General features: G+C 53.3%; 18 protein-coding genes. 6 read left to right on the top strand and 12 right to left on the bottom strand.

The window, feature by feature from the left end; genetic code table 11:
* Positions 1 to 58: 58 nt before the first annotated feature.
* From KU854_RS21250 to nudF, 7 genes are all read right to left on the bottom strand, one after another.
* Positions 59 to 784 (bottom strand): 1-acylglycerol-3-phosphate O-acyltransferase, encoded by a 726-nt coding sequence (locus KU854_RS21250; protein ID WP_218360330.1) that lies wholly within the window; start codon positions 782 to 784, stop codon positions 59 to 61.
* Positions 785 to 979: 195 nt separating this feature from the next.
* A complete protein-coding gene (parC, locus tag KU854_RS21245; RefSeq protein WP_218360329.1) occupies positions 980 to 3,265 on the bottom strand; it encodes a DNA topoisomerase IV subunit A in 2,286 nt (761 codons plus the stop codon).
* Between the two features lie 28 nt (positions 3,266 to 3,293).
* The gene (parE, locus tag KU854_RS21240; protein WP_218360328.1) at positions 3,294 to 5,186 is read right to left on the bottom strand and encodes a DNA topoisomerase IV subunit B; all 1,893 of its coding nucleotides are present in this window, start codon (positions 5,184 to 5,186) and stop codon (positions 3,294 to 3,296) included.
* A 97-nt stretch (positions 5,187 to 5,283) separates the two neighbouring features.
* A complete protein-coding gene (gene yqiA, locus KU854_RS21235; protein WP_218360327.1) occupies positions 5,284 to 5,862 on the bottom strand; it encodes an esterase YqiA in 579 nt (192 codons plus the stop codon).
* Between the two features lie 2 nt (positions 5,863 to 5,864).
* The gene (gene cpdA, locus KU854_RS21230) at positions 5,865 to 6,689 is read right to left on the bottom strand and encodes a 3',5'-cyclic-AMP phosphodiesterase (RefSeq protein WP_218360326.1); all 825 of its coding nucleotides are present in this window, start codon (positions 6,687 to 6,689) and stop codon (positions 5,865 to 5,867) included.
* Between the two features lie 45 nt (positions 6,690 to 6,734).
* Complete coding sequence (locus KU854_RS21225) at positions 6,735 to 7,163, bottom strand: DUF1249 family protein (RefSeq protein ID WP_218360325.1); 429 nt, start codon at positions 7,161 to 7,163, stop codon at positions 6,735 to 6,737.
* Positions 7,164 to 7,180: 17 nt separating this feature from the next.
* Positions 7,181 to 7,801: an ADP-ribose diphosphatase gene (gene nudF / locus KU854_RS21220; RefSeq protein ID WP_218360324.1), complete on the bottom strand. Its 621-nt coding sequence runs from the start codon at positions 7,799 to 7,801 to the stop codon at positions 7,181 to 7,183.
* Positions 7,802 to 8,067: 266 nt separating this feature from the next.
* Between nudF and tolC the strand changes: the two genes are divergently transcribed.
* The gene (tolC, locus tag KU854_RS21215) at positions 8,068 to 9,387 is read left to right on the top strand and encodes an outer membrane channel protein TolC (RefSeq protein ID WP_054780219.1); all 1,320 of its coding nucleotides are present in this window, start codon (positions 8,068 to 8,070) and stop codon (positions 9,385 to 9,387) included.
* Positions 9,388 to 9,449: 62 nt separating this feature from the next.
* Here tolC and hldE read toward each other — a convergent pair whose 3' ends face one another.
* Positions 9,450 to 10,883 (bottom strand): bifunctional D-glycero-beta-D-manno-heptose-7-phosphate kinase/D-glycero-beta-D-manno-heptose 1-phosphate adenylyltransferase HldE, encoded by a 1,434-nt coding sequence (hldE, locus tag KU854_RS21210; protein WP_218360323.1) that lies wholly within the window; start codon positions 10,881 to 10,883, stop codon positions 9,450 to 9,452.
* Between the two features lie 201 nt (positions 10,884 to 11,084).
* Between hldE and lpxL the strand changes: the two genes are divergently transcribed.
* Positions 11,085 to 12,014 (top strand): LpxL/LpxP family Kdo(2)-lipid IV(A) lauroyl/palmitoleoyl acyltransferase, encoded by a 930-nt coding sequence (lpxL, locus tag KU854_RS21205; protein WP_218360322.1) that lies wholly within the window; start codon positions 11,085 to 11,087, stop codon positions 12,012 to 12,014.
* Between the two features lie 181 nt (positions 12,015 to 12,195).
* On the opposite strand, the gene glnE is transcribed toward lpxL, so the two are convergent.
* The gene (glnE, locus tag KU854_RS21200; RefSeq protein WP_218360321.1) at positions 12,196 to 15,051 is read right to left on the bottom strand and encodes a bifunctional [glutamate--ammonia ligase]-adenylyl-L-tyrosine phosphorylase/[glutamate--ammonia-ligase] adenylyltransferase; all 2,856 of its coding nucleotides are present in this window, start codon (positions 15,049 to 15,051) and stop codon (positions 12,196 to 12,198) included.
* Between the two features lie 93 nt (positions 15,052 to 15,144).
* Positions 15,145 to 16,743 (bottom strand): methyl-accepting chemotaxis protein, encoded by a 1,599-nt coding sequence (locus KU854_RS21195; RefSeq protein WP_218360320.1) that lies wholly within the window; start codon positions 16,741 to 16,743, stop codon positions 15,145 to 15,147.
* A 102-nt stretch (positions 16,744 to 16,845) separates the two neighbouring features.
* On the opposite strand from KU854_RS21195, the gene KU854_RS21190 reads away from it, so the two are divergent.
* The gene (locus tag KU854_RS21190) at positions 16,846 to 17,094 is read left to right on the top strand and encodes a hypothetical protein (RefSeq protein WP_218360319.1); all 249 of its coding nucleotides are present in this window, start codon (positions 16,846 to 16,848) and stop codon (positions 17,092 to 17,094) included.
* 20 nt (positions 17,095 to 17,114) lie between these two features.
* Here the strand turns inward: KU854_RS21190 and KU854_RS21185 are convergent, their stop codons facing one another.
* Positions 17,115 to 18,641, bottom strand: coding sequence for a CYTH and CHAD domain-containing protein (locus tag KU854_RS21185; RefSeq protein ID WP_218360318.1), 1,527 nt, complete (start codon positions 18,639 to 18,641; stop codon positions 17,115 to 17,117).
* Between the two features lie 210 nt (positions 18,642 to 18,851).
* Here KU854_RS21185 and KU854_RS21180 point away from each other — a divergent pair, with 210 nt between their 5' ends.
* The 3 genes from KU854_RS21180 to KU854_RS21170 all read left to right on the top strand — a co-directional run bounded on the left by KU854_RS21180 (position 18,852) and on the right by KU854_RS21170 (position 21,613).
* Entirely contained in the window at positions 18,852 to 19,532 is a 681-nt protein-coding gene (locus KU854_RS21180; protein WP_218360317.1) for a TIGR00153 family protein, read from the top strand.
* Between the two features lie 35 nt (positions 19,533 to 19,567).
* A complete protein-coding gene (locus KU854_RS21175; protein ID WP_218360316.1) occupies positions 19,568 to 20,833 on the top strand; it encodes an inorganic phosphate transporter in 1,266 nt (421 codons plus the stop codon).
* 165 nt (positions 20,834 to 20,998) lie between these two features.
* Positions 20,999 to 21,613 (top strand): TIGR04211 family SH3 domain-containing protein, encoded by a 615-nt coding sequence (locus KU854_RS21170; RefSeq protein WP_218360315.1) that lies wholly within the window; start codon positions 20,999 to 21,001, stop codon positions 21,611 to 21,613.
* A 157-nt stretch (positions 21,614 to 21,770) separates the two neighbouring features.
* Here KU854_RS21170 and KU854_RS21165 read toward each other — a convergent pair whose 3' ends face one another.
* Complete coding sequence (locus KU854_RS21165) at positions 21,771 to 24,008, bottom strand: AAA family ATPase (protein WP_218360314.1); 2,238 nt, start codon at positions 24,006 to 24,008, stop codon at positions 21,771 to 21,773.
* Positions 24,009 to 24,080 lie beyond the last annotated feature (72 nt).

Genomic DNA, 24,080 nt, shown 5'->3' with positions numbered 1-24,080 from the left:
AAAACACAAAAGGATACGCTACAGCGTATCCTTCCGATTTCATTATGACTCTAGTTTATTATTTTTTGTTCAGTTCGACCACTTCAGCGTCAAGCTCAGCGAGTTTCGCCGCCATCACATCGTGGCAACGCTGCGCCAGCTCCCGTACCTGATCTTTACCCAGCCCTTCGGTGGAGATCGGATCCATCACTTCTACGATGATATGGCCATTGTCACCACGGGATGCACTCAAGTGACGGGTAGAACTACAAACGATAGGCACAATCGGTACACCGGCGCCAATTGCGGCGTGGAATGCCCCGGTTTTGAACGGCAGCAGACCGCGACCACGTGAACGGGTACCTTCAGGGAACAACCAGACAGAGACATTGCGCTCTTTGATTTTATCAATCACCTGACCAATGGTGCCCATGGCTTTACTGCGGTTGTTACGGTCAATCAGGATATTACCGGTCAGCCAGTACAAGGTGCCAAAAATCGGGATGTAGGCCAGGCTCTTTTTACCCACAGTCACTGCCCTCGGACGGATAGCATTGGAGACGGTGACCAAGTCCCAGTTGCTCTGGTGGTTGGCGATATAAACGCAGGTACCGACATCTTTGGATGCTTCAGACTGGCGCAGGTCGACTTTGATACCGAACAGGCGGGACAATTTGCCAAACAGGCGGCCGAATGTATAAACGTGCTTTGGGTTTCTCGGGCTGAACAGGCAGTAACCACAACCGAAAACGAGCATGACAATCGCAAACAGCGCGACAGCCAACAGTCGCAGTATAAAGTACATTCAAAATCTCCTAAAACCGGCAAACCGCTGCGAAATAATGGGCTATCTGCCTGGAGCGGTTGGGTAAATTTTACAGCGTACACATGTGCGCTAAAATCAGTTGCGACTAGTATACGCAAGCGTTACTAAAAATCATCAACCTTCTTTACACATTCTTGAGCTGACAGAAAAAAGCCCTCCGGAGAGGGCTGGATATCATTCTTCTACCGGGGTATCCGGTGAATCTGTTGCGCTGTCAGGCGTCGCAATCTCAAACGCAGTCACGCGCTGTAAGCCTCGCGGCAGCATGGAGCCACGGCGGCCACGTTCACCACGGAAATTGTCGATATCCGTTGGCTTCAGGGACAGCTTGCGCTTGCCGGCATGCAGGGTGAGCGTTGCCCCCTGTGGCACCACCAGCAATTGCGCCAGCAGCTCTTCACGGGCTTTAGCACGGGCTGACGGGATATTGATAATCTTATTACCCTTACCTTTACCCAGTTGCGGCAGCTCTTTGACCGGGAAGACCAGCATACGGCCTTCGTTAGTGATCGCCACGATGTCATCGCTTTCGATGTCGAATACGCGCTGTGGCGGCATAACCTCGGCAGCCTGAGGCAGGCTCAGCAAGGCTTTACCACTGCGGTTTTTCGACAGCAAATCGTCTTGCTTACACACGAAACCGTAACCGGCATCCGATGCCATCAGCACCAGATTTTCATTCTCTCCCATCATCACATGGCGTACAGAAGTGCCTGCTGTGATATTCAGGCGGCCGGTGATAGGCTCACCCTGGCTGCGTGCAGATGGCAATGAGTGGGATTCCAGCGCATAGCTGCGGCCATCGGTACCGATAAACACCGCAGGCTGGCTGCTCTTACCGCGGGCGGCGGCAAGGTAACCATCGCCAGATTTGTAACTCAGGGTCGTTGGATCCACATCATGGCCTTTGGCATGGCGAATCCAGCCTTTTTCAGACAGCACGACGGTGATCGGTTCACTTGGGATCAGATCACGCTCAGTCATGGCTTTCGCTTCCGCGCGCTCAACCAGTGGTGAACGGCGATCGTCGCCATACTTCTCGGCATCAGCTAGGATCTCTTTTTTCAGCAGGGTGTTCATGCGGCGCTCAGAGCCCAGCAGTTTTTCCAGCTGATCACGCTCTTTGCTCAACTCATCCTGCTCACCGCGGATCTTGATCTCTTCCAGCTTCGCCAACTGGCGCAGTTTGATTTCAAGGATCGCTTCAGCCTGTTTCTCGCTGAGGCCAAAACGGCTCATCAGCTCTTTTTTCGGCTCGTCTTCGGTGCGGATGATCTCAATCACTTCATCAATGTTGAGATACGCGGCCAACAAACCTTCCAGAATGTGCAGGCGGGCCAGAACTTTATCCAGGCGGTATTGCAGACGGCGGCGCACGGTCTCGCGGCGGAACTCCAGCCACTCAGACAGAATCTGTACCAGACCTTTCACCTGAGGACGGCCATCAAGGCCAATCATGTTCAGGTTAACGCGGTAGCTCTTTTCCAGATCCGTTGATGCAAACAGGTGGTTCATCAGCTGATCGCAATCCACGCGGTTGGAGCGCGGCACGATCACGATACGGGTCGGGTTCTCGTGATCCGATTCATCACGCAGATCGTCCACCATCGGCAACTTCTTCGCACGCATCTGGTTGGCAATCTGCTCCAGCAGTTTCGCACCAGACACCTGATGCGGCAGCGCAGTAATAACGATATCACCGTTGTCTTTGTGCCAGACAGCACGCATCTTGACCGAGCCACGGCCTTCACGGTACAGCTTTTTCAGCTCTACCTGCGGGGTAATGATTTCCGCTTCAGTCGGATAATCCGGACCTTTCACGTGCCCAAGCACGCCATCCAGATCCATCTTCGGCTCATCGATGAGTGCCACCAGCGCATTGGCCATTTCACGGGCGTTGTGCGGTGGAATGTCTGTCGCCATACCCACTGCGATACCGGTGACGCCGTTCAGCAGGATGTGTGGCAATCGTGCAGGCAGCGCTTTGGGCTCCTTCATGGTGCCGTCAAAGTTTGGCTGCCAGTCAACGGTGCCTTGTCCCAATTCTGCCAGCAGCACTTCCGAGAAGCGCGACAGGCGCGATTCGGTATAACGCATCGCCGCGAAGGATTTCGGATCGTCCGGCGCACCCCAGTTACCTTGACCGTCCACAAGCGGGTAGCGGTAAGAGAAAGGCTGCGCCATCAAGACCATGGCTTCGTAACACGCAGAGTCGCCGTGCGGGTGGTATTTACCCAGCACGTCACCCACGGTACGGGCTGATTTTTTGTATTTGGCTGTCGCCGACAGGCCCAGCTCCGACATTGCGTACACAATGCGGCGTTGTACCGGTTTCAGGCCGTCGCCGATAAATGGCAGCGCACGGTCCATGATGACGTACATCGAGTAGTTGAGGTATGCATCCTCGGTAAACTTCCTCAGCGGAAGCTGCTCGACACCGTCATAAGTGATATCAGTCATTGAAAACGTCCGATCTTAAAATTCTTGCTTAAACTTCGGTCAGCTCGGCCATGTCGCCTTTTTCCTGCAACCAGTGGCGGCGGTCTTCAGCACGTTTCTTGCCAAGGAGCATATCCATCATGCGATCGGTTTCTTCGTGATCATCGATGGTGAGCTGTACCAGACGGCGGGTGTTCGGATCCATGGTGGTTTCACGCAGCTGTAGCGGGTTCATCTCACCCAGACCTTTAAAGCGCTGCACGTCGATTTTCGCGCGTTTCTGGCTCAGGCGCTCTAGGACACCTTTCTTCTCTTCGTCATCCAGGGCGTAGAACACTTCCTTGCCACAGTCGATACGGTAGAGAGGAGGCATCGCTACATAGACGTGACCAGCTTTCACCAGCGCACGGAAATGTTTCACAAACAGGGCGCACAGCAGAGTTGCGATGTGCAGACCGTCCGAGTCCGCATCGGCGAGGATACATACCTTGCCGTAACGCAGGCCGCTGAGATCGTCGCTGTCCGGGTCGATACCGAGGGCAACAGAAATATCGTGCACTTCCTGCGATGCCAGCACCTGATCGGCTGAGACTTCCCAAGTATTCAGGATTTTACCACGCAGCGGCATGATAGCCTGGAATTCACGGTCACGCGCCTGCTTGGCAGAACCGCCCGCCGAGTCACCTTCCACCAGGAAGAGTTCAGTGCGCGCCAAATCCTGCATAGAACAGTCAGTCAGCTTGCCCGGCAGTGCTGGACCCGAAGCCACTTTCTTACGCACTACTTTTTTGGCCGCGCGCATACGGCGGTGAGCGTTGGCAATACAGACTTCTGCCAGTTGCTCCGCCAGTTGCGGACGTTCATTCAGCCAAAGGCTGAACGCATCTTTGACCACGCCGGAAACAAAAGCCGCACATTGGCGCGACGACAGACGCTCTTTGGTCTGTCCGGCAAATTGTGGATCCTGCATTTTCACCGAAAGCACGTAGGCGCAGCGATCCCAAATATCATCAGCGGTCAGCTTCACGCCACGCGGAAGGAGATTGCGGAATTCACAAAACTCACGCATCGCATCCAAAAGCCCCTGACGCAGACCGTTGACGTGGGTACCGCCCTGCGCGGTCGGGATCAAGTTAACGTAGCTTTCTGCAACCAGTTCACCGCCTTCTGGCAGCCAGATCACCGCCCAGTCTGCCGCTTCTTGTGGCGCTTTAAATTCGCCGACAAACGGCTCTTCCGGCAGCAACTCGTAACCTTTTACACCTTCAACCAGATAATCTTTCAGGCCGCTTTCGTAACACCAGGTGATGGTTTCGTTGTTGATTTTGTCGGTAAAGACAATCTCAAGCCCTGGGCACAGTACCGCTTTGGCCTTGAGGATATTCTTCAGACGGGAGACAGAGAATTTTGGCGAATCAAAGTATTTGGCATCAGGCCAGAAGTGCACACGTGTGCCTTTGGCGCGTCGGCCACAGGTACCGGTAACGGTCAACTCCTGTACTTTTTCACCGTGTTCAAAGGCAATTTCATACACCTGTCCATCACGTTTTACCGAGACTTCAACACGGTTAGAGAGGGCATTTACGACCGAAATACCCACACCGTGCAAACCACCACTGAACTGGTAGTTTTTATTGGAGAATTTACCACCGGCGTGAAGTTTGCACAGGATCAGCTCGACCCCCGAAACCCCCTCTTCCGGGTGGATATCCACCGGCATACCGCGGCCGTCATCAATAACTTCCAGCGACTGATCCGCGTGAAGGATGACTTCCACTTTGCGTGCATGACCCGCCAATGCCTCGTCGACACTGTTGTCGATAACTTCCTGACCGAGGTGATTTGGACGGGTGGTGTCTGTATACATGCCCGGGCGACGACGCACCGGCTCAAGACCATTGAGTACTTCAATGGATCCCGCGTTATAAACTTGCTCTGTCATAGATGAATGGCTTTCTAAAATTTGTCACATGGTCTGTGATGCCCCGTTGGCTTGTCAAATAATGTCACAGCAAACGAGGTTATTCTGTGAGTTGTGGTCACAGTCCCAGGAATTGAATAATTTCAGCGGGGTATCTGTCGAATCCGACAAAAGCATGATCGCCGCATGCTTCAACTGTTTGTTTGCATCCCAGATACTTAGCCACCGCCTGTCGGTAATCCAGCACTTCATCCCCTTCCTGCTGCAAAAGCCAAAGGGTATCGGGCTTTGAAATGGTACCAACATCCAGCGCCTTGAGCTCCGCCATATGATGTGGCTCTAACAGGTACTTTTCGCCTGTGTACGGGTTTTGCTGCGGGCCAAGATAATCCACTAATAGATCATAGGGCCTGACCGCGGGATTGACCAACACAGCGCGAAAGCCATACCGGGCATTGAGCCAGGTTGAAAAGTAGCCCCCGAGTGAGCTGCCCACCAGTCCAATACGATAGTCACGTCGGTATTTTTCAACCAGCGTCTCAAGCTGGACTGCGGCTTGGGCAGGGTAACAGGCGAGGCCGGGAACTTCCACTTTAATGTCAGGCCGGTGAGTTTCACACCAATCCCGCATCTGCTGCGCTTTTACCGATAATGGGGAGCTGTTAAAACCATGGATGTAGAGCAACATGGTTGGCATGTTCAATAGCCTTTTGAGTGCATATCCGGCTGAAATTCCGTGCCTTGGAGTCGTCCTACTTTTGTGGAAATGGTGCCGTCCTGGTGCAGGGAAAATTCGCGCCAGCCCGGGGTTGTGGTATCCAATGCGAAATCGTCGGAATCCGGTTTGAACTGGATGCAGGTTGACGGCGCTGCCATCACGCGGCATCCATTGTGCTCAGTATCCAGCGCCTGATGAATATGGCCACACACCACGGCTTTCACATTGGTATGTTTATCCAGCACCGCCCAGAACGCGTCGCGGTTATGCAATTGATGTTGATCCAGCCAAGCACTGCCCGCAGGCAGTGGGTGGTGGTGCAGTAACACCAAGGTATGTCTGCCAGCTTGCTTGGAAAGTGCCGCATCCAACACCGCAAGTTGCTCATCAGACAAGCGGCCATGTGGGACACCTTTTACCTGGCTGTCGAGCATCACCAGTTGCCAGTGTTCGCCAACCAAGACCACTTCACAGCGCTCAAGGGTGCTTTTCACCAGTACGCTTTGCATTTCAGGCTGGTAGTCATGATTGCCGGGCAGCCAATAACAAGTCTGCGGCCATTCAGCAATGCCGTCGACGAAACGCTGGTAAGACTCTGGGGTATGATCCTGAGAGATATCGCCAGTGGCGATGATGGCGTCAAACTTCACATCCTGCGACTGGATTTCACTGACAACGGCGCGAAAGCTATCGACCGTGTTGACACCCAGTAAACAACCATTGGGATCAGCAAAGAGGTGTGTATCTGTAATTTGCAACAACCGAACTGTCTGGCTGTTGTGACTTGATAGATGACTAATCCGCAACGTTTTGAAAATCCCGATTAAAAGTACACGTAACCACGCGCCAATTTAATAAATTATATTCTGTTTTGTAATGCCATTTCTAAGGCAATGCGCTAACCAGTCCGCGAGAAATGCGTTGACCTGATGTTTTTCATTACGCTGGTGCATGCGCGGATTCGGGTAATCATAACGCGGCCGAATCTGAGAAATCTGCTGTGTGGTACACACTTCAGCCACCCGTGCATCATGGTACATACGAACCGTGAGCCGTGGCCGCAAATATTGAGGCACATCGCCACGCTGCCAGATATCGAGCAAAGTGGTGTAACGGGTAGATTCTACAATCTCTACCTGGAATTCATGCCCCTGAATTTCATAGACGCAGGATTCCCCCACGTTGTCATCACGCGGCATCAGTCTGAGCAATTTGGCATAGTTGGTCTCATACATACGCATCAGCGCATTGAGATCCACTTTATACTCTTGCTTCAACATCCCCGTTCCACTTTCGCTTACGATTTATGCCAGCGGTGCTTATTCAGCGCCAACCATTGCAGCGCAATGATAGAGGCCGCGTTTTCGATTTTACCATCGGTGACCCACTGCATGGCCTGGTCAAATGACACCACGTGCACCAATATGTCTTCACCTTCATCGGCCAAGCCGTGAATGCCTTCAGCTTGCGCGGCGTCAACAATACCTAAATAAAGGTGAATACGCTCGGAACAACCGCCAGAGCTTGAAAGATAACTGGTCATCGGCGCCAGTTCATGCACCGTCAGACCCGCTTCTTCTTCCGCTTCGCGCACCGCCACCTTCTCGGGCGTTTCATCTTTGTCGATGATCCCGGCAACGATCTCAAGCTGCCAGGGAGAGTCACTGTCTACCATGGCACCGACACGGATTTGCTCGACCAGCACAACCTTGTCAGACACCGGATCATAAGGCAGCATCGCCACCGCATGACCGCGTTCAAACAGTTCACGATCAATCACTTCACTCCATCCACCTGCGAAAAGGCGGTGGCGGAAACGATATTTTATCATCTTGAAATAACCATTATAGACAACGTCTGTTGCCTCAATCTGGATGTCATCGCGACCGAATTGTGTGGGTTGTTTGTTATGTGGCACGCAATATCCCTTTTTGTCTGGGAGCGGGTGGCAAATGATAATTCCTCGCAAAGGCGGGCTGCAATGATAAACCTTTACTTTTTTGGTATGGATTGCAGAATTATTTGAATATCTTTACCGGCCAGTTGGTTTTACAATCAATTTTTCTCAATAAACCATCACATAGTCAGTTCCATGTAAGCAACCATGGTTTACACTAGGGCTAGCCCCTAAGGTCGGACACCTTTGGCACTGACATATAACGATACGTTCAGGGATTACCTACTATGAAAAAATTGCTCCCCCTTTTCATCGGGGTTGCGCTGGGCACTGCAGCTCCCCTGGCAACTGCTGATGATTTGATTCAGGTATACGAGCAGGCGAAACAAAGTGACCCGCAACTTCTGCAAGCAGCTGCAACACGTGATGCGGCATTCGCATCAGTGGGCACTACCCGCGGTACGCTGCTACCTCAAATTAACCTTTCTGCCGGTTACAACCTTTCCCGTAACAGCAATGAGCAGGCTATCGCTGACACAAATACGCTGACAGCAGGTGTGGCACTGAGCCAAGAACTGTTCAACCGTAACAGCTGGGTAAATCTCGACATCGCAGAAATCACAGCCCGCCAAGCAGACGCCGTGTATGCAACACAGCAACAGGGCCTGATCCTGCGTGTTGCCCAGGCATATTTCAATGTGCTGCGTGCTACCGATGACCTTATTTTTGTCCGCGCAGAGAAAGCCGCGGTTGGTCGTCAGTTGGAGCAAACCAAGCAGCGTTTTGAAGTGGGTCTGTCGGCCATTACCGACGTGTATGATGCACAAGCGCAGTATGACTCTGTACTGGCTCAGGAAATCCTGTCAGAAAACAACGTATCTAACAGCTACGAAGCACTGCGCGAAATCACAGGTCAAACCCATGATGACCTGTATGTGCTGAACACCAAATCATTTTCTGCCAGCCGCCCAGAACAAGCGGTTGATGCGCTGGTAAAACAAGCGGAAGAAAACAACCTGAGCCTGCTGGCCCAGCGTATTTCCCGTGATGCATCCAAAGAGCGTATCTCTCTGGCGGAATCAAACCACCTGCCTTCTCTGACGCTGAATGCAGGTTATGGTTACACTGACCAGAACAACAAAACCAACTCTGCCCGTGACTTTGACAACAACCAGCTTACAGGTGGTATCAACTTCGCGATGCCATTGTATTCTGGTGGTAGCATCAATGCCGGTGTGAAAGAAGCACAATACAACTATGTTGCTGCTTCTGAGCAGTTGGAAGGCACTTACCGCAGCACAGTGAAAGACGTCCGCGCTTTCTACAACAACATCAACGCCAGCATCGGCTCCTTGCGTGCTTATGAGCAAACCGTGGTTTCACAACGCTCAGCACTGGAAGCAACGGAAGCCGGTTTTGAAGTCGGTACCCGTACTATCGTTGACGTACTGGATGCGACCCGTCAGTTGTACGATGCAAACCGTAACCTGTCTGATGCCCGTTACGATTACATCCTGAACGTACTGCAACTGCGCCAGGCGGTGGGTTCGCTGAACGAACAGGATCTTGTGGATATCAACAACAGCCTGCTGCCACCGAAAAAATAAGGTGTGACAACAGAAACAAAAAAGGCACCGTGTCGGTGCCTTTTCTTTTCCTGCCAGAACAGTTACTTGTTGTGGCCACTCAGGATTGAATTGATAATTTCAGTGGTTGAGCAACCGTCTTCGAAGTTCAGTACCAGCACTTCACCGCCCGCTTCAACAACTTCCTTACCACCGGCAATCTCCTCCGGTTTGTAATCACCACCCTTCACCAGAAGATTTGGCAACACTTCGCTGATAAGACGCTGAGGGGTTTCTTCACCGAAAGGTACAACCCAGTCAACCGCGCCCAGACCCGCCAACACCGCCATGCGGCGATCAGTTGGGTTCACAGGACGGCCAGGGCCTTTCAGGCCGCGTACAGACTCGTCAGTGTTTACCGCCACAATCAGGCGATCGCCCAGCTTAGCCGCTTCATTCAAGTAAGCCACGTGACCGGCATGCAGGATGTCGAAACAACCGTTAGTCATCACCACTTTCTCACCGCGCGCCTGCGCCATCTGTACAGCAGCTTTCAGCTGCTCTTCAGTGACAACGCCATAACCTGACTGGTGACTGCCATGCACCGCTTCAGTCAGCTCAATGGTAGACAGGGTTGATGTACCCAGCTTGCCGACCACAACACCGGCGGCAGCATTTGCCAGCGCACACGCATCTTCAATCGGTTTGCCTGCAGCCAGAGAAGCCGCCAGCACGGAAATCACGGTATCACCGGCACCGGTCACATCGTAAACCTCTTTCGCCAGTGTTGGCAGGTTCAGAGGTTCATGATCCGGGCGCAGCAATGTCATGCCGTTTTCGCTGCGGGTTACCAGCAACGCATCGAATTCAAACTTGGCAATCAGTGCCAGACCACGTTCAACAATGTCTTCTTCAGAGTGACACGCACCCACAACCGCTTCAAATTCGGTCATGTTCGGGGTCAGCAGGGTTGCACCGCGGTAGCGCTCAAAGTCCGTACCTTTAGGGTCAACCAGGGTTGCGACACCGGCCTGACGTGCCAACTGGATCATTGGCTGCACGTTTTCCAGCGCACCCTTCGCGTAATCAGACAGGATCATCGCTTTGGTGTTTGGCAGTGCCGCTTCGATACGAGCAAGGATTGGCTGAGGATCCACATTGTGGAAGCCTTCTTCGAAGTCCAGACGGATCAGCTGCTGGTTACGGCTCATCACGCGCAGTTTGGTGATGGTCGGGTAATCCGCCAGGCCAACAAAATCGCAGTCCACTCGCAGTGAGCTCAGTTTGCTGTTCAGCACTGCCGCCTGCTCATCCTGACCTACCAAGCCGACCAGACGCGCCTTGCCGCCCAAAGCCGCAATGTTCATTGCCACGTTAGCCGCACCGCCAGGACGTTCTTCAGTCTGGTTGATTTGCACGACCGGCACCGGCGCTTCCGGTGAGATACGTCCGGTAGGGCCGTACCAGTAGCGGTCTAACATCACGTCACCAACAACCAGAACATCGGCTTGCTGATAGTCAGGCAAAGTCAGTTTCATTGTTTTCTCCACGGAAAAAGGAACGCGGCGATATTATCATAAACACCTGAGCACAACAGCCAAACACGCCACATCTCCCAAAGCCCTGCGCCGGATTTGACATTCATTGACAAACCACTCAAGCCAAATCTGACTATTTGCCCTGTTTTGGTTATACTCTGCCCTCATTTTGTCGCTTGATTCAGGAATCACAGATTAGCCATGAGCAGCAATTTCGACGCGCCGACTTTCCAATGGTCTTTCCTTCATCCCCGTTACTGGCATACCTGGATTGGCGTCGGAGTGATGTTTCTGATCAGTTGGCTGCCCTACCGCGTCCAGCGCTTCATTGGCAAAAAGCTTGGCCTGCTGATCATGCGGTTTTTCAAAAGCCGCCGCAAAATCGCTGAACGCAACCTTGAGCTTTGCTTTCCGGAAATGACCCGTGGTGAGCGCGATCGCCTGCTAAAAGAAAACTTTGAGCATATGGGTCTTGCGCTGATTGAAACCTGCATGGCCTGGTTTTGGCCACAATGGCGGGTGAAAAAGCACGTCAAATACGTCGGCTTTGAACAGATTGAAGAGTTTAAAGCCCGTAAAAAAGGCGTCCTGATCGTTGCCGTTCACTCCTTTAACCTTGAGTTCGGCGCACGTGCTTTTGGTTTACACACCACAGGTTATGGCGTTTACCGCCCCAATACCAACCCGGTTTATGACTGGTTCCAATACCGCGGCCGTAGCCGCGAGAACAAGCTGATTGACCGTCTGGACGTCAAGCAGATGATCAAACGCCTGCGCAAAGGCGAACTGGTCTGGTATGCACCGGATCATGACTATGGTCGTCACCGCTACGCATGGGCACCACTGTTTGCCGTGGATAAAGCCTGTACCACGACAGGTACCCATCTTCTGGCAGCTGCGAGCAAGTGTGATATAGCAACATTCACCATTACCCGTGACCGCGAAGGCACTGGCTACACCCTGACGCTTGACCCGCCTATGGACGCTTTCCCGTACGATGATGAAGTCGCCGCAGCGGCCTATACCAACAAGTTTATCGAGCGCTCCATCCTGCGTGCACCTGAGCAGTACATGTGGCTGCACCGCCGTTTCAAGAGCCGCCCGGAAGGTGAGCCGTCGTTGTACGATTGAGACGAGAGACGAGAGACGAGAGACGAGAGACGAGAGACGAGAGACGAGAGACGAGAGACGAGAGACGAGAGGAGTTTTGTCGTTTCTCTGAAGCAAGTCAAACCCTTGCAGCTCTTCTCGCTTTTTCTTTTCTCTGCTCTTTCTCGTGTCTCAATTCTCCAGTCTCAAGCCTCTGGTATGGCTAGGTAGCTGGCTCCATCCACTCCCCCCAAGCCGCTTTCACTACTTCGCGCTCCGCGGTAAACGCGCTGTCGTCCACCTCCACTGACGCATCAAGCAGGTTAAGGCGGTGGATTTCATCACGCATACTCACATAAGCATCGCGCAAGGAAAGCGCCTGAGGTGTCGAAAGGATCCCTGCCTGAGCCATGTCTTCAAGGATGCGGACATTGTCGCTCCAGCGGGTCAGCGCCGGTTCATCGTGGGCGTTGGCCAGCACGAAATACTGGGTCATAAACTCGATATCCGTGATCCCGCCCGGATCCTGTTTGATGTGGAATTTGCCCTTTTCCTTGCTGCCAAGGTGATCGCGCATTTTATGGCGCATATCCACCACCTCTTGGCGCAGCACTTCTTTGTCGCGCGCCTTGGTCAGCACCCGCTTACGCACATCGGCAAAACCTTTGCCCAACTGGCTGTCACCGTAGATCATACGGGTACGCACCAATGCCTGATGCTCCCAGGTCCAGGCCTCTTCGTTCTGGTACTCCTCAAAGGAATCCAGCGTTGTGACCAGCATGCCGGATGCACCGGAAGGACGCAGGCGGGTATCAATTTCATACAGCACGCCGGACGCGGTGCGGGTAGAAAACAGATGCACAATACGTTGGGCGAGGCGCAGGTAAAACTGGCGGCTGTCTATCTCTTTCGCACCGTCAGTGTAGGTATTGTCCGGACAGTCATGGACGAAGACCACATCCAGATCTGAGCCATAACCCAGCTCGATGCCACCGACTTTGCCGTAACCAATCACCGCAAAGCCCCGGCCATCACGTCCTGCTAGATGCGAAGGCTGGCCATATTTTTCGGTCATCTGGTACCAGGCCTGGTTCACTACCGCTTCCACAATAGCTTCTGCCAGATAGGTCAGGTGATCGCTGACTTTCATCACCGGCAGCACACCGGCTATGTCGGCAGCGGCAATGCGCAGGAGCTGACTTTGCTTGAACTGGCGGATGTTTTCCATCTGCTGCTCCATATCCTCTTCCGGAATACGGGCGAGGAAATCAAACAGCGCGTTGCGGTACTGGTCGATTGGCGTCGGATTGTAAAGGTGCTGCAGATCTAGCAGTTCATCCAACAGGATGGGATAACTGGCCAGTTGCTCTGCCACCATCGGGCTGGCGCTGCACAGGCGGATAAGCTGGGTAATGGCACCGTGGTGCTCGTCCAACAGTTCAAGATAGGTCGTGCGGGTGGCAATACGCACCAGAAGTTTCAATACTCTGTCGAGAACCGCGATGGCATCTTCACGGCACACCACCTGGCTTAAAATCACCGGCATCAGGCGGTTAATCACTTCGCGCCCGCGTGGCCCAAGGGTACGCTTGGCCAGCTCTTCCTTGAACCGCAGCAGGGCACTCGCCTGCGCCGATGCATCACCGGCCTGCATATCAGACAAGATTTTCTCGGTTAATTCCGGATCGCGCGCTGCATCCCAGATCTCGCTGAATTCAGCCGGGATCGTCTTCTCGTCCTGCTCGTCTTCATCACCAATCAGGCCATCAAATATCTGGCGTACGCCGTCCATGTGCACAGCCAGTTTTTGTGTAAAGCCAGCCCAGCTGTCCTCCCCCATCGCCAGCGCAAGGCGCAGCTGATCCCGCTCACAATCAGGCAGGGTCTGGGTTTGCTTGTCTCCGATTGCCTGCAACAGGTTCTCTGCACGGCGTAAAAAACGGTAGGAAGCTTCAAGGGTATCGGCATCTTCTGCCGGCAGCAGTGCCAGTTCCCGGATAGCATTTAAGGTGATAAACAGCCCACGTTTGCGCAGGATAGGATCACGCCCGCCACGGATAAGCTGGAAGGATTGCGCAATAAATTCAATTTCACGGATCCCCCCCGCCCCCAGTTTGATGTTGTTGGTCAAGCCACGGCGGCGCACTTCACTGCGGATCAGCGCCTTCATGCGGCGCAGCGCCTGAATAGCGCTGAAGTCGATATAGCGGCGGAACACGAACGGACGCAACATCTGGCGCAGAGTCTGGTAACAGGCAAACTGCTCTTTACCCATCACCCGCGCTTTGATCATGGCGTAGCGTTCCCAGTCGCGCCCCTGCTCCTGATAGTAATCTTCCAGCGCCGCAAAGCTCATCACCAGCGGGCCACTGTCGCCAAACGGGCGAAGTCGCATATCGACGCGATAGCAAAAGCCGTCGTAGGTTTGTTGATCCAATGCTTTGATTAGACGCTGCCCAAGGCGGGTAAAGAACTGCGCATTGGCAATACTGCGCCGTGCGCCCTGGGTTTCGCCGTTTTCCGGGTAGGTAAAAATCAGGTCGATATCGGAAGAGAAATTCAGTTCGCCACCACCGAGTTTACCCATACCGAGGATAAGCATGGGCTGTGGGTGACCGTCGGCATCGCAGGGTGTGCCCCACTCTTGACAGCAGAAGCGGTAAAGCCAGCCATAGGCTTCCATGATGATGGCTTCAGCGAGCTTGGAGAGGTGCGAAAGACCATCATCCAGTGACAAGGTGTTGTTGAAGTCATGCCATGCCAGCCACACCATTTCCCGGCGGCGGAAACGGCGCAGCTCACGCAGCAGGCCATTTTCATCAGAGTGGGTATCCAGTAATGCTTTCAGATTGCTGCGGTAATGGGGCGCGCGGATACCGCTGTCGAGGTTGTCCAAAAGCCATGGCAACAGAGTTTCATCATGCAGGACAGATTCGGTGATAAAGTCGCTCATCGCCACTGAGCGGGTCAATGACTCACGGGCATCGCCCTGCCATTGGGCAAGATTTTCAGGCTGTTTCTCAGCCAGTAATTCCAGTGCGCGGGTGGCGCAGCGTTCCAGTTCCTTGGGCAGCGACATTCGTGTTCTTTCCTTTGGGCGTTTCCATTTGGCTTAAAATACCACAAAAAAAGCCCGCACAAGGATGCGGGCTTAGTGATTACGCGATGGCGGTTAGACCGCAAATTCTTTGATCTTGAGATCCAGTTGTTCGGCATTGCTTTGCATGCTGCCAGAGGTTTCAGCAAGCTCAGTCACCACCACCACAGACGCTTCCACGATCTCGCGCACATTGGTCAGGTTCACATTCATTTCATCCGCCACCGATGCCTGTTGCTCTGCTGCCGTGGCGATATGGAAGTTCATGTCATTGATTTGGGCAATCTGCTCTACGATCAAGTTCAGCTCTTCACCGGCTTTACTGACCGACTCAACGCTATCAACCGCTTCCACCACACTTTGCTCCATCAGGCCCACTGCCTGCTGCGCTGATGATTGTAACTGGGTGATCATTTCCTGGATTTCCACTGTCGCTTTTTGGGTATTCTGCGCCAGGTTTCGCACCTCGTCTGCCACCACCGCAAAACCGCGGCCTGCTTCACCGGCACGCGCGGCTTCAATTGCGGCATTCAATGCCAAAAGGTTCGTTTGCTCTGAAATGCCCTGAATGGTAACCACCACAGAACTGATTTTCTCAACGCGCTCTTCCACCTGGTTCACCACCCCCGCGGACTGGCGGATATCGTCCGACAATTTATGGATGGTGTTGATGGTGTTGGTGACATAGCTCTGGCCACGAACAGCCTGCTCACGGGAGCTTTCGGTTGCCTGTGAAGCAGCGCGGGCGTGCGCAGCCACATCCTGCACGGTTGAGGTCATTTCACTCATGGCCGATGCCAGTTGGTCAATTTCCCCGAATTGCTCTTTGGCTGACTCTCGGGTTTCGTCCATGCTGATGGTCATCACTTCCGCGATAGAATACAGCTCTTCGGAGGAGTTGCGCTGGGTGCGCAGTACACTTGCCAGTTGGATACGGGCTTTTTCCAGCTCCCTGGCCAGCTCACCGAATTCATCCTTACAGTCCATCTCCACCGGCTGGCTGAGATTCTTGCTCGCCATCAGGCGCATGCCGTCGATTAGGTAGTTGATTTGGCGCAGCATCAGTCTTGAGCCGCCTAGCAATATCACCATAAAGGCAATGATCATAATGCCGGTCTGCCATGCAACCTGCACCAGGTAGGCGTTGTAATACTGCCCTGCGGCAGAGTCTGGCTGAGAGGCAATTGCTAGCCAATCTGTGCCTTTGACGGGTACAGCAATACCGTGACGCGCTTCCTGCGCCAGATGGTAGCTAAAACCGCCGGAATTGCGGCCGAAAAGGTCTGTCAGTGTACCGCCATTTTCCAGTGGCAGCGCCAACCCTCGAAACCTATTGATGTTCGGGTGTCCCAGGATTTCTTTCGTCGCAGGATTGGCAAAGAAAATGTACTGACCAAGTTCACTGGTGGCATTCTCACCCGCCACTATCTGCTCAAGCAGCGCTTCGCCATTATCTTGTGCCAGTAAAGTTCTGGCCATTTCGGCACTGCGCAGCGCGATGCTGTGGCTCTGGTTTTCCGTCACTTCCAGTACAGATTCGCGGAAAGTGTTGGCATCCCATAGCTGCTTGGCCAGCAGCAACACCGTGCTGAAAGCCATCAGCAGGATCAGTTTAGGGACGAGTTTGATATTGGCGATAACCTTTTCCCAAGGTCTCAGAACCATCTGTGACATTGTCGTAGACTCCTTGACATACGCACCTTGCGTGCGGAAATAACTCCATGAAAAGCATGAGCTTGACTGCTTTTTCGTGTTATCGGCATGACAGGTGAATTATTGAGCAACAAGACGCAAAATTTCGGGCTTGCTCATTGTGGTGGGCATCACAGCGCTCAGGCAGTGCTCCCTTGTTGGGAGACGTTATACCTTAATATCAGTATGGAAAGCGCGGGGAAGGTGAGGATTTTTGTTAAATCAATGAAACACAATCTTAAAATTGATAGTGATGTCACTAATTTTGCGAGCAACATCACCCCAAAGATAATCGCGCCAAATAAAAAATCGCGCCGTTACAGCGCGATTTAAAGGCATCTATCCGGGTGACTTTACTCGTCCCAGTAAGGCTCCAGGTTCAGCCCCATCTGACGTGACTGCATCATGGCGTGGAGCAGAGACTCTTCTTTGCGTCCCAGCCATTTGGCGATTTGCTGACGCTCTTCTTCGTCAAACTCTTCGTCTTCCGCCAGTTGGCGAACCGGTTCAAGCAACTGGATATCTTCTATGCCCTGCTGCAAATCCAGCCAAGGCAGGCGGAAAGACTCCCGCTCTTCCACATCATACAGCGCAGCGACACAGCAGCCTGACATCAGGTTGCGGATCAGGCGCGGCTGCTGATCAAGATAACCGAAGCGATCCAGCTCATTACCCAGCGCAAACACAGACAGCAACTCTTCCCAGGATTGTGCCAGTGAACGGTTAGCAAACTGGCGCAAAGGCTCAGCCAGCTTTTCACGGGCTTTGTCATCCAGAAACGGCTGCCAGCCACGAGTCAATATCCAACGGCTCAAATCCAGCAGCAGGTTGCAATAGCGGCTTGCATGCAGCAACTCCAGCACTTCCGCCCGCTCAGGCAGCGCCTCGTAACGTGCTTTCAGTTTCGCCATCAACGGCTTCTGGGTGCTGAGTTTACGCAGGAAATAGCCTTTGTCATCCAGCAGGCGCTCAATGGCACGGGCTTCATAAACCCAGCTCAGCTCACCTTCCAACCACTGGAGTTCTTGGCGCAGCAATGCACTTGCGCGGCGCGGGATTAACCCACCGAACAATACCAGCGCCTGGCGGATCAGGCTGACTGCATTGCAAATCTCAAAAATGGCTTCCTGCTCAGGGCGTTCAACATAGATTTGCTCATGGTAGTGCCAGTGCTCCAGCGCATGTTCCAGTGCGTGGACAAAAGACTGCTCGACAGAAAGCCTGTCGTTGACGTCCACCATGGTCAGCGGTTTGACCGGATCACCTTCGTAACCCGTCGCCAGGCGATAGCCACGCGCTGCCTTACTCAGGTTACCCAGACGAAGACCACCGTTTTCCGCCAACTCACGCGCCAGTACAAACAGGGCGTCAGTCTGGCCGGATTTCAGCTCCAGCTCGACTTCACAAATCGGGTCATAACCGCCTGCGTCAGTGGTCACTTCACCACTGTCAAACGCCAGTTCTACCTGACTACTGTCCGGCATGGCCAGCAGCCATTGCTGACGTTCAAAATCTGTAGAGAACAAAGGATTTATGCGCTGGGAAAGCGCGTTAACGTCCAGTCCGTCCGGCCATGCACCGGCTGGGATCAGGGACAAGTCCGGCACCGGGGAATCTAACTCAGCGTTGTATTCCGGCCGTTGATGCAGCCCGGCAACCACGCGGCCGGCTGTTTTCAGAGTCTGGACATAAACGTCATCATATCGTCTTACCCGAAGGCCGATATCATGGCGTCGAAGCAGGAAATCCGGGGTGTCATAGTAGATATTGCCCAGGTTCTTCTGACGCTGCTGCAACACTTTCAGATCGGTGATTTTGTCTCGAATTTGGCGTGAAAAATCGGAAGAGACAAAAAACTTTAACTCTATCTCAGTTTCCATAAAGGGACCTATAACCTAACGCCGAACAAGGATATTGGGAATCACACAGCCGGGCAAGGAACTTTCATTGATCTGAAACGGTATCAATACAAATGTGATTGCGTTAACATTCGCCGCCTAAAATACCATCGTGTAAGTTTTAGCCTAATCTTGGGATACGTCATACTGTTTGATGTCCCCCTGAGCGGGTTTTTTTAGGTAGATACGGCTATGCCTGTAAATACAATTGTTGGGCTGTTTGCAAAGAGCCCTCTAAAACCTTTGCAACGTCACGTGAGCCGCGTCAATGACTGCTGCTCTGTGCTGATCCCCTTCTTCGAAGCATGCGAAAAAGGCGATTGGGAGCGCGCAGAACAACTGCGCCATGAGATTTCTACGCTGGAAAAAGAGGCTGATGTCCTCAAGCGTGAAATCCGTCTCAAGCTGCCTCGCGGTCTGTTCCTCCCGGTTGACCGCACTGACATGCTCGATCTGGTTATCCAACAGGATAAACTCGCCAATCTTGCCAAAGACATTGCTGGCCGCGTTATTGGCCGCAAGCTACAGGTCCCTTCTGCGCTTTACCCTGATTTCGTTGCCTACGTACAGCGTTGTTTAGATGCTGCCGATCAGGCCCGTCGCGTGATCAGTGAATTGGATGAACTGCTCGAGTCCGGCTTCAAAGGACGTGAAGTTACCCTGGTCGAAGAAATGATCCACCAGCTGGATACCATTGAGGGCGACACTGACTCAATGCAAATCAAGCTTCGCCAGCAACTGATGTTAGTCGAGGGTGAATACAACCCGGTTGACGTCATGTTCCTTTACAAGATTCTGGAATGGGTCGGCGCGATTGCCGATCAGGCACAGCGTGTCGGCTCGCGTCTTGAGCTGATGCTTTCGCGCTCATAGTGCGCCGTTCATCGAACATTTAACAAGGTAAAACAATGGAAATCCTAGCGAATTACGGCACCATGATTATTCTGGTGGCCGCAGTTTTTGGTTTCATGATGGCTATTGGTATCGGCGCAAACGACGTTGCTAACGCCATGGGTACGTCAGTGGGCTCTAAAGCGCTGACCGTAAAACAGGCGATCATCATCGCGATGATCTTTGAATTTGCCGGTGCGTACCTGGCAGGCGGTGAAGTGACCGACACTATCCGCAAAGGGGTGATTGAAACGTCGCTGTATGCCCACCAGCCGGAAATTCTGGTTTACGGCATGATGTCGGCACTGCTTGCTGCAGGTAGCTGGCTGCTGCTGGCGTCCTACATGGGCTGGCCGGTATCCACGACTCACTCCATCATCGGTGCCATCATCGGTTTTGCGTGTGTGTCTGTCGGTACCAATGCGGTTGACTGGAGCTCAGTGCAAGGCATCGTGGGTAGCTGGATTGTCACGCCGCTTATTTCTGGTGTGTTCGCCTACGCGATTTTTGTCAGTGCCCAGAAGCTGATTTTCGACACCGACAAGCCACTGATCAACGCCAAGCGTTTCGTGCCTGTTTACATGTTCCTGACTGCGATGATTATCGCGCTAGTGACCATCAAGAAAGGCCTGAAACACGTTGGCCTGCACCTGTCCACATCGGAAGCTGTGATGGTTTCTCTGGTGGTGTCTGCGCTGGTTATGGCATTCGGTTACGTTTATATCAGCCGTAAATACAAAGACGATACTGCCAGCGCCAATGGCTATCAGGGCGTTGAGCGCGTGTTCAGCCTGCTGATGGTCGTGACCGCATGTGCGATGGCTTTTGCCCACGGCTCTAACGACGTAGCAAACGCGATTGGCCCTCTGTCTGCGATCGTCTCTACCGTTGAGCACATGGGTCAAATCACAGAGAAAAGCGCCATCGCATGGTGGATCCTGCCGTTGGGCGGTATCGGTATCGTGGTTGGTCTGGCTACCCTGGGTCACAAGGTAATGGCAACTGTGGGGACGGGTATCACTGAACTGACGCCTAGCCGTGGTTTTGCTGCGCAGCTGGCAACCGCTTCTACCGTGGTTCTGGCCTCAGGTACTGGCCTGCCAATCTCTACCACACAAACCCTGGTGGGTGCTGTGTTGGGTGTAGGTTTTGCCCGTGGTATCGGCGCATTGAACCTGAACGTAGTGCGTAACATCGTTGCAAGCTGGGTGATCACCCTGCCTGCCGGTGCACTGCTGGCAGTGATTTTCTTCTACATCATGCGAGCGGTATTTGGCGCGTAATTAGCACGGCAAGAAAGGCATTTCAGTCACGTTTTTGTGCAGTGATGTCAGTCTTCGGTTAAAAAAGGGAGGTTATGCCTCCCTTTTGTTGTACCTGAACCTCAAAATTTTTTAGTATCTGATACCAATCAAACAGAAACTCACGACCAACCAAAGGAATACCCCGTGAAGCAACTTTTCTCTGCCCTGGCTGTGCTGATGATGCTGGCTGTCCCTGCTGCACACGCGAAGGATAACTACATCTCTGATGAGCTTTTCACCTACATGCATTCTGGCCCGGGCACCCAATACCGCATCATTGGCAGTGTGGATGCGGGCACTAAAGTAACAGTTGTGGACACTAACCGTAACGAAGGCTACAGCCAGGTGATCGACGATCGCGGCCGTAAGGGTTGGGTAGAGTCTAAATACGTGACCAACCAGCCAGGCCTGAAGGTGCGCGTTCCTGCACTCGAAGAAGAGCTGACGCAGGTGAAAGAAGCACTGGCAAGCGCACAGGGTGACACGGAAGCCAAAACCAAGGGATTGATTGAGTCTCTGGCACAGCGCAACGCGCAAGTGAAAGAGCTGGAACAGCACACCAGCGAATTGAATCAGAAGCTGATTGATGCGCAAACTGAAATCCGCGAACTGCGTGCACGTATCGATACCCAGAAAGACGACCTGCTGATGCGTTACTTCGCGTATGGTGGCATGGTTGCAGGTGGTGGCTTGCTGTTTGGTCTTATCCTGCCACACCTGATCCCACGCCGTAAAAAGCGCAGCAACGGTTGGGCGTAAGCGATATCCGAACGACATCAAAAAAGCCGCGGAAGCGGCTTTTTTAATGTCTGAATTAGCAGAAAAGGCGAGAAAGATGGGCTATTACTGCTTTTCCCTGGACCCAGGTCCTGGGTCCAGGGTCCAGGGAAGAAAAGGGGCTGGATTTTCGCTTGTATCACCACTTCGTCAACGCCGGAATGGCTATCAATTCATTTTCAAACTGCACCACAACCTGCTGGGGTTCAATGCCCCTCAGCAACACACCCTCTGCCACAAACTCCCCTTCACGGGCATCTTTGCCGTTGACCTTTACCCGTCTTGAGTTTTCATTGGACGCATAGACGTGAGACTGAAAATCCATGGCAGGAAGGCGATCCAGCATATCTGCGGATAACTGGGAAATCGGTATCACATTACTGGCCGGTTGCGCGCGTTCCAACTTAGCATCAAGCGTGCGGGACTTATCACCGCTCATTGCCGCTTCCACCTTCTGGGCAAGCTCCGGTGACAACTCAGACAAATCGAGATCGTCCAATGTCAGTTCATCAGAACTGTTCAGTGGCGTCTGATTGGGCGCGGTCACATTGGTACGGCCGTACTGTTCTACTTTGGGTTCCGGCTCGGCCACTTCAACCAACTCCACTTGCGGTAACGGCGTCAGTGCCAGCGTGAATACGTCAGAGGACGGAACTTCCACCACTTCGCCATCTTCCAGCGCTTTCTGTTCTGCCGGTGTCGCAGTAATGCTATCGATCAGCATTGGCCCTGGCATCTGCAATACCGTATCCAGCACCATAAAGGTCATCGCGCCCGGAATACCGTCAGCATCCAATCCTTTGCTGCGCTGGAAATCGCGTACCTTGTTACGCTGCGCCTGCCCAAACTGGTTGGAAACCGGTGAGTTGTCGCCGAGCACCAGGTTGAGCCGCTGATCCAGCCACTGCACGCGCTCACCGCGCTGACCAAATTTGATGAAGTTCGGGTTGCCTAACGGCGGACGCCAGAGGATTAACGCCTCACCACTCCAAAACTGATTCACAAACTGTTCGCTGACCAAAACACGCCTGTCTGCGGCGAGAAGTTCAAACTGTCCGTCACCTTTGCCATAAAGCACAGCAAACCAGCTTTGCCCCTGTGGCCCATTCATCTGCAGCACTGCAGGACGGTCAATCGTCAGCAGTTGCGAAAGCGGCAATTCACCTTTGTAACAGGCCAGCTCGCCACGTACCTGCGCCGAGCAACTTGCTGCCAGTACATCTGCATCAAATCCCCAGAGCTTATACAGGGACTGCATCGCCGCCCCCGCACTCAGGCTTTCCCGCACCAGGGTATTAAACGGCAAGGTGTCAACGTTTGGCTCAGGCTTGGACGCTTCCACCACAACCACGGGCGCCACGGTTTCAGGTGCCGCGGCAGAAGGTTGCGGCGACGGCGCAACAACGACGGCATTTGCCACTGGTTCGCTAATCTGGGGAGCGACAGGCACATCATCACCGCCGAGCCCGATACGGATAGCAATCGCCAGCAGCGCTGCCCCGCCCACAGCACCGGCATACACCGGCCAGTAGCGCTTGTAATCAAACGAAGGTTTCGGCTTGGCAGCCCCCTGCCACTCCAGCACATCCTGACAGGCACGCTCAGCAAGTTCTTTGTTGACCTTGTGACGGGATTCTTTGAACGCCATCTTGAGCGATTTGTCGCAAACCAGGTTGACCAGCCGCGGCACGCCGCCGGTTTCTTTGGCAATCAGCTTGATGGCGGCGCCGTCAAACAAAGGATCCAGCCCACCGGCACAGCTGATGCGGTGGGTGATGTACTGGTGAACTTCATCGGCAGAAAGCGGCATCAGGTGATAACGCGCCGTAATACGCTGGGCAAGCTGACGCAGATTTGGCTGGCGCAGCATTTCCTGCAGTTCAGGCTGGCCAATCAGGATCACCTTGAGCAGCTTGCGGTATGACGTCTCAATGTTGGTCAGAAGACGCAATTGCTCAAGCACATCCGGCATCAGGTGCTGGGCTTCATCTACCAACAACACCGTCTGGATGCCTTTCGATTCATTGTTGAAGAGCTTATCGGCAATCAAATCGTACAGACGCTTGAAGCTGTCTTCGTCTTTATAGGTCACGCCCAGCTCGTCGCATAGGGTCTGCATTAGCTCCAGCGTGGAAACGCTCGGGTTGAGAATGGTCGCAACCTGCGTTTTTTCCGGCAGGCGATCCAGCAAGGCTTTCATGGTGGTGGTCTTACCCGTTCCCACCTCACCGGTTAACAATGCCAGACCGCCACCGTCTTCAATACCGTTCAGCACATGGCTTAACGCTTCGCGGTGGCGTTCACTCAAAAAGTAAAACTTAGGGTTTGGCACGATCGCAAACGGCGACTCTGACAACCGGAAAAAGTCCTGATACATGAAAGGCTCTCTGTTTCCTTAACCTGTGATACCCGCAGGCACGGTATCGCGCCCCTAATACGTTGTAAAGAA

It is taken from the genome of Enterovibrio paralichthyis (genome assembly GCF_019209835.1).
GTDB lineage: Bacteria > Pseudomonadota > Gammaproteobacteria > Enterobacterales > Vibrionaceae > Enterovibrio > Enterovibrio paralichthyis.
The sequence above is the reverse complement of the archived record's forward strand: the minus strand, read 5'-3'. Positions and strand labels throughout refer to the sequence as shown.

Coding starts and splice junctions, on each gene's coding strand:
- KU854_RS21250 (WP_218360330.1), bottom strand. CDS start 784: ATGTACTTTATACTGCGACTGTTGGCTGTCGCGCTGTTTGCGATTGTC.
- parC (WP_218360329.1), bottom strand. CDS start 3,265: ATGACTGATATCACTTATGACGGTGTCGAGCAGCTTCCGCTGAGGAAG.
- parE (WP_218360328.1), bottom strand. CDS start 5,186: ATGACAGAGCAAGTTTATAACGCGGGATCCATTGAAGTACTCAATGGT.
- yqiA (WP_218360327.1), bottom strand. CDS start 5,862: ATGCCAACCATGTTGCTCTACATCCATGGTTTTAACAGCTCCCCATTA.
- KU854_RS21225 (WP_218360325.1), bottom strand. CDS start 7,163: ATGTTGAAGCAAGAGTATAAAGTGGATCTCAATGCGCTGATGCGTATG.
- tolC (WP_054780219.1), top strand. CDS start 8,068: ATGAAAAAATTGCTCCCCCTTTTCATCGGGGTTGCGCTGGGCACTGCA.
- hldE (WP_218360323.1), bottom strand. CDS start 10,883: ATGAAACTGACTTTGCCTGACTATCAGCAAGCCGATGTTCTGGTTGTT.
- lpxL (WP_218360322.1), top strand. CDS start 11,085: ATGAGCAGCAATTTCGACGCGCCGACTTTCCAATGGTCTTTCCTTCAT.
- glnE (WP_218360321.1), bottom strand. CDS start 15,051: ATGTCGCTGCCCAAGGAACTGGAACGCTGCGCCACCCGCGCACTGGAA.
- KU854_RS21195 (WP_218360320.1), bottom strand. CDS start 16,743: ATGTCACAGATGGTTCTGAGACCTTGGGAAAAGGTTATCGCCAATATC.
- KU854_RS21185 (WP_218360318.1), bottom strand. CDS start 18,641: ATGGAAACTGAGATAGAGTTAAAGTTTTTTGTCTCTTCCGATTTTTCA.
- KU854_RS21180 (WP_218360317.1), top strand. CDS start 18,852: ATGCCTGTAAATACAATTGTTGGGCTGTTTGCAAAGAGCCCTCTAAAA.
- KU854_RS21175 (WP_218360316.1), top strand. CDS start 19,568: ATGGAAATCCTAGCGAATTACGGCACCATGATTATTCTGGTGGCCGCA.
- KU854_RS21165 (WP_218360314.1), bottom strand. CDS start 24,008: ATGTATCAGGACTTTTTCCGGTTGTCAGAGTCGCCGTTTGCGATCGTG.